14 protein-coding genes are annotated in these 17,557 nt (G+C 51.9%); 3 read left to right on the top strand and 11 right to left on the bottom strand.

The genetic code is table 11. From position 1 onward, the window contains the following. Nucleotides 1–97: 97 nt before the first annotated feature. Genes A7Z29_RS03620 through A7Z29_RS03605 form a run of 4 tightly spaced genes read right to left on the bottom strand, consistent with a single transcriptional unit; the run spans nucleotide 98 to nucleotide 4,750 of the window. A complete protein-coding gene (locus tag A7Z29_RS03620) occupies nucleotides 98–991 on the bottom strand; it encodes a carbamate kinase (protein ID WP_105289795.1) in 894 nt (297 codons plus the stop codon). Further along, nucleotides 988–1,803, bottom strand: coding sequence for an oxamate carbamoyltransferase subunit AllH family protein (locus tag A7Z29_RS03615; protein WP_065226323.1), 816 nt, complete (start codon nucleotides 1,801–1,803; stop codon nucleotides 988–990). The genes A7Z29_RS03620 and A7Z29_RS03615 overlap by 4 nt, the downstream gene beginning before the upstream one ends. A 10-nt stretch (nucleotides 1,804–1,813) precedes the next feature. Next, nucleotides 1,814–3,073: a YlbE family protein gene (locus tag A7Z29_RS03610; RefSeq protein ID WP_085460486.1), complete on the bottom strand. Its 1,260-nt coding sequence runs from the start codon at nucleotides 3,071–3,073 to the stop codon at nucleotides 1,814–1,816. Between the two features lie 9 nt (nucleotides 3,074–3,082). After that, nucleotides 3,083–4,750, bottom strand: coding sequence for an acyl-CoA synthetase FdrA (locus A7Z29_RS03605; protein WP_105289794.1), 1,668 nt, complete (start codon nucleotides 4,748–4,750; stop codon nucleotides 3,083–3,085). 316 nt (nucleotides 4,751–5,066) lie between these two features. On the opposite strand from A7Z29_RS03605, the gene allD reads away from it, so the two are divergent. From allD to allE, 3 genes are read left to right on the top strand one after another with little or no spacing between them, the layout of a single operon-like run. Next, entirely contained in the window at nucleotides 5,067–6,116 is a 1,050-nt protein-coding gene (gene allD, locus A7Z29_RS03600; protein ID WP_000703919.1) for an ureidoglycolate dehydrogenase, read from the top strand. Nucleotides 6,117–6,137: 21 nt separating this feature from the next. After that, a complete protein-coding gene (allC, locus tag A7Z29_RS03595) occupies nucleotides 6,138–7,373 on the top strand; it encodes an allantoate deiminase (RefSeq protein WP_024212677.1) in 1,236 nt (411 codons plus the stop codon). Between the two features lie 10 nt (nucleotides 7,374–7,383). Further along, the gene (allE, locus tag A7Z29_RS03590; RefSeq protein ID WP_000540971.1) at nucleotides 7,384–8,169 is read left to right on the top strand and encodes a (S)-ureidoglycine aminohydrolase; all 786 of its coding nucleotides are present in this window, start codon (nucleotides 7,384–7,386) and stop codon (nucleotides 8,167–8,169) included. A gap of 232 nt (nucleotides 8,170–8,401) precedes the next feature. Here the strand turns inward: allE and glxK are convergent, their stop codons facing one another. The 7 genes from glxK to gcl all read right to left on the bottom strand — a co-directional run bounded on the left by glxK (nucleotide 8,402) and on the right by gcl (nucleotide 17,548). Beyond that, nucleotides 8,402–9,547, bottom strand: a complete 1,146-nt coding sequence (glxK, locus tag A7Z29_RS03585; RefSeq protein WP_085460481.1) for a glycerate 3-kinase — start codon at nucleotides 9,545–9,547, stop codon at nucleotides 8,402–8,404. Nucleotides 9,548–9,568: 21 nt separating this feature from the next. Then, nucleotides 9,569–10,870: a uracil/xanthine transporter gene (locus A7Z29_RS03580; RefSeq protein ID WP_105289793.1), complete on the bottom strand. Its 1,302-nt coding sequence runs from the start codon at nucleotides 10,868–10,870 to the stop codon at nucleotides 9,569–9,571. Nucleotides 10,871–10,926: 56 nt separating this feature from the next. Next, complete coding sequence (allB, locus tag A7Z29_RS03575) at nucleotides 10,927–12,288, bottom strand: allantoinase AllB (RefSeq protein WP_000006875.1); 1,362 nt, start codon at nucleotides 12,286–12,288, stop codon at nucleotides 10,927–10,929. Between the two features lie 59 nt (nucleotides 12,289–12,347). Further along, on the bottom strand, nucleotides 12,348–13,802 hold the full coding sequence (locus tag A7Z29_RS03570; protein WP_000401111.1) for an allantoin transporter: 1,455 nt from the start codon (nucleotides 13,800–13,802) through the stop codon (nucleotides 12,348–12,350). Between the two features lie 197 nt (nucleotides 13,803–13,999). After that, nucleotides 14,000–14,878: a 2-hydroxy-3-oxopropionate reductase gene (gene glxR / locus A7Z29_RS03565; RefSeq protein ID WP_000765851.1), complete on the bottom strand. Its 879-nt coding sequence runs from the start codon at nucleotides 14,876–14,878 to the stop codon at nucleotides 14,000–14,002. A gap of 99 nt (nucleotides 14,879–14,977) precedes the next feature. Further along, a complete protein-coding gene (hyi, locus tag A7Z29_RS03560) occupies nucleotides 14,978–15,754 on the bottom strand; it encodes a hydroxypyruvate isomerase (RefSeq protein WP_105281317.1) in 777 nt (258 codons plus the stop codon). Between the two features lie 12 nt (nucleotides 15,755–15,766). Further along, nucleotides 15,767–17,548, bottom strand: a complete 1,782-nt coding sequence (gene gcl / locus A7Z29_RS03555) for a glyoxylate carboligase (RefSeq protein WP_105289792.1) — start codon at nucleotides 17,546–17,548, stop codon at nucleotides 15,767–15,769. Nucleotides 17,549–17,557: the final 9 nt, after the last annotated feature.

The raw sequence follows: 17,557 nt of genomic DNA, 5'->3' as shown, positions 1-17,557 counted from the left end.
TTATCCGGCTTACCGCTCCGGTACCCATTGTAGGCCTGATAAGACGCGTCAAGCGTCGCATCAGGCATGGTGCGCCGATTGCCGGATGCTCTCATCACTACAGCGAAATACAGGTCCCCGCTTCGCCCGCCAGAGTCTCTTCAATCCGCGATAACGCCCCAATCCACGCGGGTTTACCACGGCTTCTGACATAGCCACTCACCGCCGTTACCTTCGGCCCCATCGAACCATCGGCTTTGGCAAATGGAGCTAACTCATCCGGTGTGGCATGGCGAATGGCACGTTGCTGCGGCGTTCCCCAGTTTTCATATACCGCATCAGCATCGGTGAGGATCACCAGTCCATCGGCATTAATCTGCTCGGCGAGCAACGCAGCGGCGAGATCTTTATCAATCACCGCTTCACTCCCAGCCCCGTCTTCCGTCACAGGCACACCACCGCCGCCACTGCAAATCACCACATGCCCCTCTTTGAGCAACAACTCGATGGCTTCGCTGTCGAGAATTTTACGCGGTTGCGGAGACGCCACCACCCGGCGCAAATATTTACCATCACGTTTCATATGCCAGCCGTAAGCCGCTTCCAGTGCCTCTTGTTCTTCTGGCTGATAAACCGGACCAATAAACTTCTCTGGCTGCAAAAACGCCGGATCATCCGGCGAAACCTCAATGCGCGTCAGCACCGTCGTGACAGGCGGCATCTGCGGCTGTGCGCTCAAACTCTGCGCCAGCATATAGCCAATCATCCCCTGGCTTTCCGCCACCAGCACATCCAGCGGATACGGTTCTACCTCTTTCCACGCCAGATTCTGTAACGCCAGCAGCCCCACCTGCGGCCCGTTGCCGTGAACAATCGCCAGCCGATAAGAACGGGCCAGGCGCGCCAGCGCAGGTACAGCACTGGCGATATTGCGATATTGATTTTCTGCCGTCAGCGCCTCACCGCGCTGAAGCAAGGCATTGCCCCCAAGAGCTACAACCAGTGTTTTCATGGTTTTCCTTGTAATAATTGTTGGCCAAGCCAGAACCCCAGCAGCGTATCTGCCCCTGACGTATGCCCCAGCGCCAGCAGCGAATCAATCGCAACAGCGGTACGTTTCGGGCAACTCAGAGCATGAACAAAGTGCAGGAGTGGCGAGGCGAAATATCCTTGCGCGGCATAACGTAAATAACTGACGCTCACCGCTGTGGTAACGAGTTGAAGATTGTTGGAACAGGCAAAAAACGGGCGACCGGAGCACGCATCTAAAGCGCCATAATACCAGGCCGCCAGCAGCATTCCGCTCAGCGTGTCATCATGACTCGGCGTTAATCCGGGGCCTTTACCCAGCCAGTGCCGCCAGTCGGTCTTAATGCCATTGAGCGCGGCCTGAAAACAGTGACGAAACTGGCGTAATTCAGCAGGCAGCGGATCGCTTGTCGCCATCGCCAGTGGCCCGAAAAGCCCGGTTTCCTCCGCGCGTTGCATCCATGCAGCGGCAAGCGGTTGAGGATGTGCAGGCGGCGTAATACGCAGCAAACAATAACGCTGTGGCTGTTTAACCGTGAAACGCCCGAGGCGAATCCCTTGAGCCACAACCTGTGGTCGTTCATTGCCGCATAATCCACCGCATAACGCATCGAATTGCGCGCGGCGAAGCACCCATCCTCCGGGGCCGAAACCACTACCCTGACGATGCAGCGTTAACAGTTCGCCGCTTTCCGTCATCAGGTTAATCGCCCGTCGCCACACTCCCGCTAACCGCCAGGACTGGCGATAATTCGGTGCGCTACGGCTGGCAAGCAGAGGATGGATGATCGTCATTGCACGTTCCTCAACCAATCCCCATGCTTTCAGCCAGTGCTTCCAGCGCCTGTTCAAAACACGCCAGCGGTGCCCGCACAGTGCCTGCGCCAATCTGCCCGATCCCCGCCTCTTTATGGGCGATACCGGTATTGATGAGTGGCGTAATGCCGGTTTCTACCACGCGACGAATGTCCAGTCCCAGACACGCGCCCTGAAAATCCCAGCTTGGGATCTGCAACTGCATATTGCGTTCAAGGTAAATTTCCGCCATCTCTTCAGATACCGCTCTGGCCGCTTCCATGCCACCCGCACCGACAAAGCGCGTTACGCCAGGCGCTGCGATCATTGCGGCTCCGCCAATACCAAAGGTTTCGGTAATCGCGCTATCGCCCATATCCGGGTTTGCCTGCTCCTGCGAGAAGCCGGTGAAAAACAGACCTTGCGGAGTGTTTACAGGCGCAGTAAACCAGCGTTCACCCAGCCCGCTTACCCGAATCCCGAACATATTGCCGTTGCGGGTCATAGCCGTAACGATGCTGCCTGCGCGGATCATCGCGCCAGCATCCATCGCCGCCTTGCAGTAAGCCATCGCGAGGTTGAGGAAGAACTGATCGGTCACGCTGAGGAAATCCATCACTTCGGCGATGTGCTGTTTATCATGATCGAGTCGGGCAATTTGTGGGGCCAGCGCACGCATTAACAATGCTGAGGAAGCAATATTGCGTTGATGGAACTCATCGCCCATCGTAATGCCCTGCGCCATCATCGCGGTGAGATCGATACCGCGCTCCATGCGCCCCAGCGCCGCACTTAATACTGGCATTAACACATCGCGCATCCAGCGATGGCGAGTCAGGACATCTTCGCCGTAAGCGCCAAAACGCATCACTTTGCCGATACCTTCGTTGAGGTTGCAGTACGCCCGGTTGCCGTCGGTCACGTTCTCGACCACCAGCATCGGCATACTGGCAGAAGTAATGCCGCCCATTGGCCCGACGGCATTCACATGGTGACAAGGAATGAAGTTCACTTCCCCCAGCTCCAGTATTGCCAGCGCCTGCGCTTCATCTTTCGCCCAGCCTTCAAACAGACATGCGCCCACGCACGCCCCTTTCATGGGTCCGGTCATCTCCTGCCAGCGCATCGGCGGCCCGGCGTGAAGCAGTGTTTTGCCCTGATTCAATTCGCTAATGAGTAAAGACGCCGGTTGCACATCCAGCCAGTGTGGACGAGCGCGACGAATTTGTTCGATAACCGCAGCATTGGCTTGCGCCACTGATGTAAACATGGGAACCCCTTATTGCAAACGTTCTAATAAACGAGCCAGTTTTTTATTGCCGCCAGCGACTGGCGCCCATTGGTAATGCACGACCGGTTTGCTGGCGCCTTGTAGTTCCAGCGCAAAACTGCGTAATCCGGCGTTAATCACGGCGACGTTTTCCAGTAATGACGGTGTGTGTTGCAGTGTGGCAGGCGAAAGCGGGCGAATCAGTGCCGCCGCCAGTAATGTGGCTTCCGGCAGCGAACTCACTACCGCGATCCCCGCATCTTCCAGGATGGCGATTTGCTGCGAGCGGCATTGCGGGTCACGTTCGGTACCTGTCACCGTGGCAATGGCGTACAGCGGTTGGTTGTCTTCACGCGCGGCACAGGCTTGTTGCCAGGCGCTTACCAATGAAGCAGCAGGATCGGCAGTGGCGCCGAAGCCAATGACTACGTCAATCAGCAACACGCGCACTTGTGGTTTTGAGCCAAGATCGGCAATTAGCAGGTTGCGTAAGGTCGGGTCGATCATCGGATGGGGACGCCCGACGGTGTAGAAATCATCGCCCAGGTCAATGATCTGGTGACCATCAGCGTCCAGCATCATGCCATGATGATGGACATCGTCGGCTACCACGCCAGGATGCCCGGCGAGTAATCCCGCCGCTTCGGCGGCCAGCGTACCACCGGTATACAAGCCGCAAATAACTCCGCTGCTGACCGGCGCTATTGCGTTACGTCGCGCAGTGACCCGCGAAAGCAGGCAAGCCAGACGCGCGGCATCATCCAGCGAGGAGGCAAACCAGATATTTTCGTCACGAGCCACCGCCGGGGCATAACCTAAAAACAGCGCCACCGTCGGTTTACCCGTCGCTTTCATCGCGTTAACGATACGCAGGCGCACGGCTTCGGCAGGTGGTTTAGAGACAAACGCCAGCACTTCACTTTTCGCATCGGCACTCAACATTTCCAGCGCCGTCAGCGCACTGATCCCGCCCACTTCACGACTGAGATCGCGCCCGCCAAGACCAATCGCGTGAGTAATTCCCTCCCCTGCCAGCGCAATCTGCGAGCACAGTTCCTGAATCCCTGTACCAGAAGCGCCAATGACACCAATATTGCCTTCCGGCATCACATTGGCGAAAGCCAGCGGCGTGTCGGCAATCATCGACGTACCGCAGTCCGGTCCCATCACCAGCAAGCCTTTTTCCCGCGCGCGGGTTTTGAGTTGGATTTCATCTTCCAGCGTGACGTTATCGGAGAACATCATCACGTTGAGGTTGCGATCCAGCGCCTGGTTCGCCAGCTCCGCCGCGTACTCACCAGCCACTGAAATCAGCGCCAGATTGGCATCGGGTAATTTCTGACAGGCACTGTCCCAGCGACGCACCTGCGTCAACGCCTGGCTGCTGCCTGAACCTTGCGCCAGTTGTTTTAGCGCCTCTTCAAGCTGCTGCATAATCGCCTGCGCGATCCCCGCATCCGCCGCTTCGCTACGAATTGCCACGCAAATATCGTTCGGCGTGGCGTTATTAAAATCGTCATGCCAGAAACCTGTGGTATCTAATAACGCTTTATTGGCGGGAGTACCCATCATTACGGAAACATCATCAACATTTTCTGATTCGCTGAGTTTTCGTGAAATAATCATTAAACTGACCGAATCCTGAAAACACCCTTTTTTAATAAAGGCGTGGATCATAACAACTCCTTAAAAATTGCACCCATGGCAATTGCACGAGCAGTGTTAATGTGTCAATTACGGTATCGATGACCGATGAAAAATAAGGTGATGAATATCACACGGGAATTATTAGCAAAAGAATTCAAATAACCGCCAGACTATTATCTGCTAATTTTTAACAAGCAGGGTTATTTTAAAAAACAAACCAAAAGTGCGCGGATTATCAAATAAATTCTAATTATATTTTTTTGCCTGTCTGGATCACATAATCCAGATATTTTCCCTGTATGTTAATTGCAGTCATGCTTCACACCGTCGTTAAAAAGGAAGACAGATGAAAATCAGTCGGGAAACACTCCACCAGCTAATCGAGAATAAACTCTGCCAGGCTGGATTAAAACGTGAGCACGCTGCAACCGTGGCTGAAGTATTGGTTTATGCCGATGCCAGAGGGATCCACTCTCATGGCGCGGTACGCGTGGAATACTACGCAGAACGTATTTCAAAAGGCGGCACCAACCGCGAACCGGAGTTCCGTCTTGAAGAAACGGGGCCGTGTTCGGCAATTTTACATGCCGACAATGCCGCCGGGCAGGTCGCCGCGAAAATGGGCATGGAACATGCCATTAAAACAGCACAACAAAATGGCGTTGCGGTGGTCGGTATCAGCCGGATGGGTCACAGCGGCGCAATCTCTTATTTTGTGCAGCAGGCAGCCCGCGCCGGATTAATTGGCATTTCGATGTGCCAGTCCGATCCAATGGTGGTGCCGTTTGGCGGCGCGGAAATTTACTACGGTACTAACCCACTTGCCTTTGCCGCGCCGGGAGAAGGCGACGAGATCCTTACCTTTGATATGGCGACTACCGTACAGGCATGGGGAAAAGTGCTCGACGCCCGCTCGCGTAATATGTCTATCCCGGAAAGCTGGGCGGTCGATAAAAACGGTGCACCAACAACCGATCCGTTCGCGGTACATGCTCTGCTCCCCGCCGCTGGGCCGAAAGGGTATGGCCTGATGATGATGATTGACGTCCTCTCAGGCGTGTTACTCGGCTTACCGTTCGGGCGCCAGGTCAGTTCGATGTATGACGATTTACACGCCGGGCGTAATTTGGGGCAATTACATATAGTTATTAATCCGAACTTTTTCTCCTCCAGCGAATTATTCCGTCAACATCTTAGCCAGACCATGCGCGAATTAAATGCCATTACCCCCGCGCCCGGTTTTAACCAGGTTTATTATCCCGGACAGGATCAGGATATTAAACAACGCAAAGCCGCCGTCGAAGGCATCGAAATTGTTGATGACATTTACCAGTATTTAATTTCCGACGCGCTTTATAACACGTCATACGAAACGAAAAATCCCTTTGCGCAATAATTATTGAGACAGGACTTTCTTATGATTACACATTTCCGTCAAGCCATAGAAGAAACGCTGCCCTGGCTTTCCTCTTTTGGCGCTGACCCTACGGGTGGGATGACCCGTTTACTTTATTCGCCGGAATGGCTGGAAACCCAACAGCAATTTAAAAAAAGAATGGCAGCAAGCGGGCTGGAAACACGTTTCGATGAAGTGGGAAATTTATACGGTCGCCTGAATGGCACCGAATATCCACAGGAAGTGGTTCTGAGCGGTTCGCATATCGATACCGTGGTTAACGGCGGTAACCTCGACGGGCAATTCGGCGCACTGGCGGCGTGGCTGGCAATTGACTGGCTGAAAACACAATACGGCGCGCCGCTACGTACTGTCGAAGTGGTGGCGATGGCGGAAGAAGAAGGCAGCCGCTTCCCGTATGTCTTCTGGGGCAGTAAAAATATCTTTGGGCTGGCGAATCCTGACGACGTGCGGAATATCTGTGATGCCAAAGGAAATAGTTTTGTCGATGCGATGAAGGCTTGCGGATTCACTCTGCCGAACGCCCCACTAACTCCGCGTCAGGATATTCAAGCCTTTGTCGAACTGCATATCGAACAGGGCTGTGTGCTGGAAAGTAATGGGCAGTCAATTGGCGTGGTGAATGCAATTGTCGGGCAACGTCGCTATACGGTGACGCTGAACGGCGAATCAAACCATGCAGGCACCACGCCGATGGGCTATCGTCGTGACACGGTTTATGCGTTTAGCCGCATTTGCAATCAGTCCGTAGCCAAAGCGAAAAAGATGGGCGATCCGCTGGTGCTGACCTTTGGCAAAGTGGAGCCGCGCCCAAATACGGTTAACGTAGTGCCGGGTAAAACCACGTTCACCATTGATTGTCGTCACACCGACGCTGCCGTGCTGCGCGATTTCACCCAACAGTTAGAAAACGACATGCGGGCGATTTGCGATGAAATGGACATTGGTATTGATATCGATTTATGGATGGACGAAGAACCGGTGCCGATGAACGAAGAGCTGGTCACCACCCTGACGGAACTGTGTGAAACAGAAAAACTGAATTACCGGGTGATGCACAGTGGTGCCGGGCACGACGCGCAAATTTTCGCGCCTCGCGTGCCGACCTGCATGATTTTCATTCCCAGCATTAACGGGATCAGCCATAACCCGGCGGAACGCACCAATATTACCGACCTTGCCGAAGGGGTCAAAACGTTGGCACTCATGCTTTATCAACTTGCCTGGCAGAAATAAGGAGTTATAAATGGGATATTTAAATAACGTCACCGGTTACCGCGATGATTTACTGGCTAACCGTGCGATTGTTAAACACGGTAATTTCGCGCTGTTAACCCCGGATGGTCTGGTAAAAAATATTATTCCTGGCTTTGAAAATTGTGACGCGACAATCCTGTCCACACCAAAGCTTGGCGCTACGTTTGTCGATTATCTGGTGACGCTGCATCAAAACGGCGGTAATCAGCAGGGATTCGGCGGAGAAGGAATTGAAACGTTCCTGTATGTCATTTCTGGAAATATCACTGCCGAAGCCGAAGGAAAAACATTTGCCTTAAGCGAAGGTGGCTATCTTTATTGCCCGCCAGGCTCCTTAATGACGTTTGTTAATGCCCAGGCCGAAGACAGCCAAATCTTCTTGTATAAGCGCCGCTATGTTCCGGTAGAAGGTCATGCGCCGTGGCTGGTTTCTGGCAATGCCAGCGAACTGGAACGCATTCATTATGAAGGCATGGACGATGTTATTCTGCTGGATTTTCTGCCCAAAGAGTTAGGTTTTGATATGAATATGCATATCCTCTCTTTTGCGCCAGGTGCCAGCCACGGTTATATCGAAACCCACGTTCAGGAGCACGGTGCTTATATTCTTTCCGGTCAGGGAGTTTATAACCTCGATAATAACTGGATCCCGGTAAAAAAAGGCGATTACATCTTTATGGGCGCTTATTCTTTACAGGCCGGTTATGGCGTAGGGCGTGGTGAAGCGTTCAGCTATATTTACTCGAAAGATTGCAACCGCGACGTAGAAATTTAAGTCATACCACTCGCCTGATTATTTTTAGCTATGTTGGATTTTGCCACGGTTTATACCGTGGCTTTTTTTGCGGTAAATTCAGGTAAAAAACAGATGCGGGATAAAATGCATCCGCTTCAGGCTGAAAACCGCACAGACAATCCCCTCGCCCCTTTGGGGAGAGGGGGAAAGCCATGCTCGTAGCAATCAGAAGCAGATGCGATATGAACCGCATCCGCTTTAAAGGTAAGAATCAGGGTTTAATTCCCTGACCTATTTTAATGGCGCAGGCAATATTTCGCGCGCTGTTGAAGAGATTGGTTTCACCACTGGCGAGCACTTCGGCTAAAGGTGCCAGACGTGGCAAAATGCTGAACACCGCGTCAATGCCGTACTGGTGCACCACTTCCACGCCATCACCCAATACGCCAGCAATCCCAATCACCGGTACATTAAACTGCTTCGCCACCGACGCCACGCCCAGCGGCGCTTTACCGCCTGCCGTTTGCGAGTCGATGCGCCCTTCCCCGGTGATCACCAGCGCCGCTCCCTGCACCGCCTGCTCCAGGTTGACCGCCCGCAGTACAATCTCAATACCCGGTTTAATATCCGCATTGAGAAATACCGCCGCCGCAATACCCATACCGCCCGCCGCGCCGCCGCCCGCCATCTGGCAGACATTGATTTCCGTTTGCTGCTGCAAAACACGGGCGAAATTTTGCAGCCCCTGCTCCAGCTCTTCGACCATCTCCGGCGTTGCCCCTTTTTGCGGGCCAAACACCGCCGCCGCGCCGCGTGCCCCTACCAGCGGGTTATCAACATCACACGCCACTTCAATATGACAGCTCGCCAGACGCGGATCGCATTCCTCCATCTCAATGCTTGCCACACGCGCTAAATTGCCGCCGTTTGCCGCCAGCGCCTGACCGTCGGCATCAATGAAACGCACACCGAGCGCCTGCGCCATGCCCATACCGCCGTCTACCGTCGCGCTGCCGCCAATGCCGAGAATAATATGGCGAATGCCGTTATCCAGCGCATGACGAATCAGCTCGCCGGTGCCATAACTTGACGCCAGCAACGGATTACGCTTTTCAGGCGCGACCAGCATCAGGCCACTTGCTGCCGCCATCTCAATCACCGCCGTTTTCCCGTCGCCGGTAAGGCCATAAAAAGCATTCACTTTTTCGCCCATCGGCCCGCAGACTTCAAGCTTCACGATGTTGCCGCCCGTCGCGGCAACCATCGCATCCACCGTTCCTTCGCCGCCATCTGCTATTGGCAAACAGATATAGTGCGCATCGGGAAAGAGGGTCGAAAACCCGGCTTTAATTGCCTGACAACATTTTTCTGCACTTAAGCTCTCTTTAAACGAGTCTGGCGCAATGACAATCTTCATTATCAATCCTTTTTCAACAAATTATTCGATGCGTTCCCACGGAATAAGGTTATCCATAAGAACAGCCAGTAAAATTCCGACCAGTAAGCCGTTACTGAGCAGAGGACGAAGCGTTAATGGAAGGTCTTGCAGATACACAGGCGGTAATGCCATTAAAAATATGCCGACAAATAACGGCAATGCGAGTCGATAAATATTGCGAGCGGTAAACGTTATTTGCTGACTAAACACCAGCGCGGAAAAGAGTAAAGGCAGATAAGAAACCAGCATGACCGCGCTACTCACTGGTAAAGGGATACTGCAAAATAGTCGCGTGAGTGCCGGAACCAGTGCCACCAGCAGGCAAATAACGCTGCCATAAATAAACGAACGCCGCGTGTAATCGCCAGTCTGGGTTAATAAACCAATGGATGAAACAAACGGTGAAAATGGAATTACCGCCAGCGGTACGGTTATCAGCGTCATAAATCCGGTCGCCACAAAGCTACGACGATAACGCGTATTTCCCGCGCCCTGCTGCGGATAAAAAACATCCGTGCCCCGAATCGCACCGTAGGTATTGCTGATATTTACCAGACCTGTAATCACCGCCGTCAGAATAATTCCCGGCGACAACGCACCGCCACTGCCGAGCGGGAACCACTGCCAGTGCAACTCACCGGAGAGCGAATGCGAAGCAGGAAAGCAAAAGTACCACAACAACCAGCCAGTTATGGTGCCGACCAGCAGGCCATAACGGGCAAAACGTTGCGGCAGGAAGATAATCATCCCCAGTACCAGGCACATCACCGCCACCGAGAGCGCGAACGGCGGTAACTGAATTTTAAAATTTGGGTCGGCTATGCCAAACGGCAGCCCGAGCATACCTTTGAAAAAGATAGTAGTCAGCTGCGCGCCCAGCATCAGCATAAACAGCACCATCACCGTCGGAGTAAACAACCGCGCAAGGCGATGACCTAATCCACTAAGTCCAATCAATATCGTCAGCACGCCGGAAATCGCAATCCCCACCGCCAGACTGGTGGCGATATCATTGACAGGTGTTCCGCGCGATGCTTCGCCAAGGGTGATAGTGAGGATAGTTCCCCACCACAGGCCGCCTGGCCCTTCCATAATAGCGCGACGATGACCGCAGAACGCCTGAGCGAAGCAGGCCAGTGCAGTAGCAAGAAAAGCATATTGCGTGAGCGTAAGCAGGTTACTTTGCGGCAACTGAAAAGCCGAAAGCAGCGTAGGAGGAACCACAACCGTGTTGCAAAAAATAAAGAAAAACCACTGAAATCCTGATAACAGGCTTTCGCGGCTCACTGCAAAATTGAACATAAACACACCTTAACCGGAGAATGCCCGCCGCAAGGACGGGCATTGCAGGGGCCAGATTACTGCTGATGTTTAAGGATAAATTGACCTTTCGGCGCAACAGGGAAGCCCTGTTCAATGTCGTAAATCACATCACCACGTAAGATGGTTTTCGTGATACGCGCGCCAATGGTACGGCCAACATACGGGCTGACTTTGTGGCGATATTCCAGATCGTCATTGGTAAGAACATAGCTGCTATTCGGCTGAATGAAGACGAAGTCGGCATCTTTTCCTGGGGCGATACGACCTTTTTGCTGCAGACCGAAAATATCTGCTGCATTAGTCGCCATTAATTTGCCGAACATGGCCAGAGACATACCGCGTTTCTGTACTGCTTCATCGAACATCACGTCCATGCAGCTTTGCAGACCGGCGATACCGCCCCATGCTTTCATGATGTTACCGGCTTTCATTTCCGGCGGGCATGGAGAGTGGTCGGAAACCAGGCAGTCGATTTCACCGTTAAACAGTTTTTCCCACATGCCTTTCTGGTTTTCCAGATCGCGGATCGGCGGTGAACACTTCGCCAGGGTGCCAATTTCTTCGAACTGATCGGTATCCAGCACAAAGTAATGCGGGCAGGATTCACAGGTAACATCCTGACCTTCCTGACGCGCACGAGTCACTTCCTCAACACCTTCCGGGCTGCTGATGTGGCAAACGTGCAGACGGCAACCGGCAACTTTCGCCAGGTACAGTACGCGGCGAATCGCTTCCACTTCGGTAAATACCGGACGAGAAGCCACATAGTCATGTGCGGTTACGCGACCTTCACGCTTCGCTTCTTCGCCCAGTTCATCACAGATCAGAGCGTTTTCGCAGTGCACCAGCACCGGCTGCCCCATTTCGCCCAGCTTCTGCGCGCCTTTGAAGAACTGCCAGTCGTTTACGTCACGGAAGTCGTTGTCGATACCACGATCGCCACAGGTCGCAACGAAGCATTTGAAGCCGACAACGCCCACTTCATCCAGTTCGTGCAGACGGTCGATGTTGTAAGAGACCAGGCCACCCAGTTGTGCCGCATCGACAGTCAACTTACCTTTAGCGGCGTCGAACTTCAGTTCAATCGATGCGCGATCAACGGTTGCTGGCAACTGGTTGAGCGGCATTTCGATCATGGTGGTGATACCGCCTTTTGCCGCTGCGCGAGTGCCGGTTTCATAACCTTCCCAGTGGCTACGACCCGGTTCAGAAATGTGGCTGTGCGCATCGACCATGCCCGGAGAAACCACCAGACCAGACGCATCCATAACTTCTTTTGCATCGCCCAGATCCTGACCGATAGCGGCAATTTTTCCGCCTTTAACGGCAATATCTACAACGCGAGCTTCGTTTTCTAAAATGACGGTGCCGTTTTTAATAATTAAATCAAAAGACATAACAAACTCCTTGTAAAATACAGATTGTTTTTTAACTCAATGTTCAATATCGGGATTAATTAACCTGTGACTTTTTGCTCTCCTGTTTTTTCTACTGCTGTGCGTTTCTTTAATAAAGCGTAGGCCGCAAAGGCGACGATGACGCCGACAAACCATGAAACACGCGATAACGGTTCCATGACCGGAATAAATTTACCGCCGAGAGATAAAATAACCGCCACCAGAGTGACTGAGAATGCAGTGAGGTTAAAACCGTTATCGTAATATTTAAAATCGCCTGGTGCGGTGTACAGTTCATCAAGATTAATTTGTCCGCGCATTACTACGAAATAATGCGCCATCATCACACCAATTACCGGCCCCAGCATCCCACCGATAATATCGAGGAACAAATAAATACTGTCCTGGTTTTCCATTAATTTCCACGGGCAGATCAGCAGGCTGATAATACTGGCAATCAGTACGCCGTTTTTATAGGTCAGTTTCGTCGGTGCAATAGCGGCAATCTGATAACCAGCCGGAATAATATTACCGGTGGCGTTCGTGGAAATGGTCGTCATCAGAATAACCAGTACCGCAAAGAACGAGGCAAACAGGCTGTCCCAACGCTGAACAATATCCAGCACGTTCCAGGTGTCAGCGCCGTAATGAATACTGGCTCCGGCAATAATACATACCCCGGCGACCGCAAACAGAATATAGGCCACAACCAAACCGAGCGTTTGCCCCAGCGCTTGCTCACGGAAAGAGTGAGCGTTTTGCGTAAAGTCTGATGCGCTCACCGCCGGTGCCGCCCAGACCGCAACCACCGCGTTGATCACCACCAGGAACAGGAAGCCACTATTTTCTGCTTTCTGAATACCGCTCGGAATGTAGTCAAAGATTGGAGCAATCCCTACCAGCGAAATCGCCCAAATTGCCATACCGCCGAAGACGATATAGATGCACGGGTTAAGAATAGCGGTGAATTTATTTAAAACTTTGCCACCGCCAAAACCAATACCAACGTTAACCAGCCAGAAGAGTAAGAAAGTGATTAAGCCCGGTAGAGAAAGCCCTAACAGGGTAAAATCACCGCCGAGAGTTAAAAATCCCGGCCAGATTTTGCCAATCAGGATCAAGCAGGCCAGCGATCCGGCATAACACTGCAAACCAAACCACATGATGGCGGCAATCCCGCCTCTTAACAGTCCGGGAAACAGTGCGCCACGCACGCCATACGAAGCTCGCAGGATCATAGCAAAAGGCACGCCGTATTTACTGCCCGCAGCACCGTTTAATACCATTACCGCAGCTATAAAAAAGGCGCTAAGGATAATTGCCAGCATAATACTAAAAGTAGACAAGCCGAGAATAAAAAAGCCGCCGACCATTACATAATTGGGAACGTTATGAACCGAACCCATCCATAAGGTAAAGTAGTTAAATGTTTTCCAGGTACGTTGACTTTGTGTTTTCGGTAATAAATCTTCGCTATATCCGCGTTGCTGGAATAGTTTTCTCTGATGTTCCATAAATCCCTCTTAATTTCACGTATCGAATAACGCTGTTTTAATCTAGCTATGAGGAACTAATAAAATAAAAAATAATTTTTAATACTGAAGCAACGTCGTTGGCTGCTTTCTTTTTTTACTGCTGGCCGAATCAATTATTTGATATCGGCCATTTTTATTGCAGGCATCGAGGCTTTATCGGCAACGATGCCTTTTTATCAGGCGAGTTTATGATTCGCCATTAACTCCAGCGCCTGCACTAATGCAGAGTGATCCAACTGGCTGCCGCCGTTTGCCGCACAGGTATTAAATAACTCCTGGCAGGTTGCGGTGTTTGGCAGATTCAGCGCCAGTGCTTTCGCACTTTGCAGCGCCAGATTGAGATCTTTCTGGTGCAGAGCAATTTTGAAGCCCGGATTAAAGGTGCGTTTAATCATACGCTCACCGTGAACTTCCAGAATGCGCGAGGAAGCAAAGCCGCCCATCAGCGCCTGGCGCACACGCACCGGATCGGCACCGGCTTTCGATGCAAACAGCAGGGCTTCAGAAACCGCTTCAATATTGAGCGCCACGATAATCTGGTTTGCTACTTTACAGGTCTGACCGTCGCCGTTACCGCCCACGAGGGTGATATTTTTACCGAGCAGTTCAAACAGCGGTTTAACACGTTCAAATACCGCTTCGTCGCCACCAACCATAATTGACAATGTCCCTTCACGGGCGCCGATTTCGCCGCCGGAGACTGGCGCGTCGAGATAATCGCCGCCCAGTTCATTCACCTGACGGGCGAAACGTTTAGTTTCAATCGGTGAAATGGAGCTCATATCAACAATGGTTTTGCCCTTCAGCGAGGCTTTGGTACAACCATTTTCACCAAACAGAACTTCTTCAACCTGTGGCGTATCCGGCACCATAATAAAAATGATGTCTGACGCTTCTGTTACCTGGCGCGCAGTTTCAACACTGACGGCACCGAGTGACAGTAATTCATCAGCAACCGAACCAATAGTTGTGACATGCAGTTGATGACCGGCGCGCGCCAGATTAATGGCCATCGGAGTACCCATAATGCCTAAGCCAATAAATCCCAGTTTCATATTTAGCCTCTTTTAAATGTCGCTTTTCCTGAATTCAGACAACACGATCCCCTGCCGACGTAGCGGCCTAAAAAAGCATTGTCTGAACAGCGTTACGTTTTAACGGTACGGTTTCATCCAGCCTAAACCAGCTTCCGTGGTGGTTCTGGGTTTATATTCACAGCCAACCCAACCGTTGTAGTCAGAATTTTCAATTACCTTAAAGAGATAATCGTAATTAATTTCTCCGGTTCCCGGTTCGCCACGATGTGGATTATCGGCGATTTGCAGGTGACCAATTTTATCGGCCCATTGGGTCATGGTGTTGGTTAATTCACCTTCCATCCGCTGCATATGATAAATGTCATACTGAATTTTCAAATTGCAGCAGCCTACATCATCAATCAGTTTCAGCGCCTGCTGAGTTCCGGTGAGATGGAAACCAGGGATATCGAAATGGTTGATAGGTTCAATCAGTAATAAAATATCTTCTTTCATCAACATATTCGCGGCATAACGCAGGTTTTCCACAAGCGTTGCGTGAATCTGTTCACTGCTGAAACCCGCCGGAGTTTTACCGACCAGACAGTTGATTTTTTTATTACCCAGCGCACGGGCATAACGAATCGCCGCTGCTACGCCATCACGAAACTCTTCTTCACGGCCAGGAATACAGGCAATACCCCGCTCGCCCGCCGCCCAGTCACCCGCAGGTAAATTATGCAGCGTATGCTCGAGTTTATTACTCGCCAGCACCTGTTTTAATTCTTCAATGTCGTAGTCATAAGGGAACATAAATTCAACGCCGCGAAAACCACACTGCGCGGCTTTCTCAAAACGGGCGAGAAAATCATATTCGCCAAATAACATCGATAAATTAGCAGAGAAACGTAACATTATTTATCTCCCTTATTCATAGTGCATGAAGCAGGTTTCAGTCGGCGCGTCCGCTGCGTTATCGGCGATATCTTCAAATTCCATGACGTTATCCAGTTCGCTACCCATCGAAATATTGGTTACTCGCTCCAGCATAATTTCCACCACCACCGGGACACGGTACTGATTCATTAAGACTTTCGCTTGTTCAAAGGCCGGTGCAATATCTTCCGGTTTGAAAACGCGAATCGCTTTACAACCTAAACCTTCTGCCACTTTCACGTGGTCAACGCCATAACCGTTCACATCACTGGAGTTAATATTTTCAAACGCAAGCTGTACGCAGTAATCCATATCAAATGCACGCTGCGACTGACGAATCAGGCCGAGATAGGCGTTATTAACCAGCACATGGATGTACGGAATATTGAACTGTGCGCCAACGGCTAATTCTTCAATCAGGAACTGGAAGTCGAAGTCACCGGAAATCGCCACCACATTACGCTCTGGATCAGCCGCACACACACCCAGCGCCGCCGGAATGGTCCAGCCCAGCGGGCCTGCCTGACCACAGTTGATCCAGTGACGGTCTTTAAAGACATGCAGCATTTGCGCCGCAGCGATTTGTGACAGACCGATGGTGGTGACATAGCAAACATCGCGACCAAAGGCTTTGTTCATCTCTTCATACACGCGCTGCGGTTTCACCGGCACGTTGTCGAAGTGAGTTTTACGCAGCAAAGTGCGTTTGCGCTGCTGGCAGTCGGCGACCCACTCTTTACGATACGGCAGACGACCGGCTTTTTGCATCTCCTGCGCCACTTCAACCAGCAGCGTCAGTGCCGCTTTGGCGTCGGAGACAATACCCAGATCCGGGCACAGTACGCGGCCAATTTGCGTCGGCTCAATATCGATATGAACGATTTTGCGCCCTTCGGTGTATTTCTCTACCGAACCGGTATGACGGTTGGCAAAACGGTTACCGATACCAAACACCATGTCGGACGCCAGTAGCGTTGCGTTACCGTAACGATGTGCGGTTTGCAGACCCACCATCCCGGCCATCAGTTCATGATCGTCCGGGATACAGCCCCAGCCCATCAGCGTTGGGATCACCGGAACGCTGGTCAGTTCAGCAAACTGTTGTAACAGCGCGGCTGCGTCAGCATTGATAACCCCGCCCCCGGCAACGATCACTGGACGCTCAGCCTGGATTAACATTTCTACGGCTTTTTCGATCTGCATACGGCTGGCAGCAGGTTTGTAGACCGGCAGCGGTTCGTACATATCAGGATCAAACTCGATTTCCGCTACCTGAACGTCGAACGGTAAATCCACCAGTACCGGCCCCGGACGACCAGAACGCATCAGGTGAAATGCCTGTTGCAGCACACGAGGCACCAGCGCCGCTTCACGTACTGTAACCGCCATTTTACTGACCGGCTTGGCAATTGCTTCAATATCAACGGCCTGGAAATCTTCTTTATGCAGACGGGCACGCGGAGCCTGGCCGGTAATGCACAAAATAGGAATGGAATCAGCAGAAGCGGAATAGAGCGCGGTGATCATGTCAGTGCCTGCTGGTCCCGACGTTCCCAGACATACGCCGATATTCCCTGCCGTTGCGCGGGTATAGCCTTCCGCCATGTGCGACGCACCTTCCACGTGACGCGCCAGAATGTGACGAATACCGCCGTGCTTACGCATCGCTGAGTAGAAAGGATTGATTGCTGCTCCCGGAACGCCGAAGGCGGTGGTGATACCTTCTTTCTCCAGCACATACATTGCCGCGTCAACGGCTCTCATTTTTGCCATTTTATTCCT

It is taken from the genome of Escherichia sp. MOD1-EC6842, assembly GCF_002965705.1.
GTDB classification, from domain to species: domain Bacteria; phylum Pseudomonadota; class Gammaproteobacteria; order Enterobacterales; family Enterobacteriaceae; genus Escherichia; species Escherichia ruysiae.
Note: the sequence above shows the minus strand (reverse complement) of the source record. Positions and strands in the feature narration are given on the sequence as shown.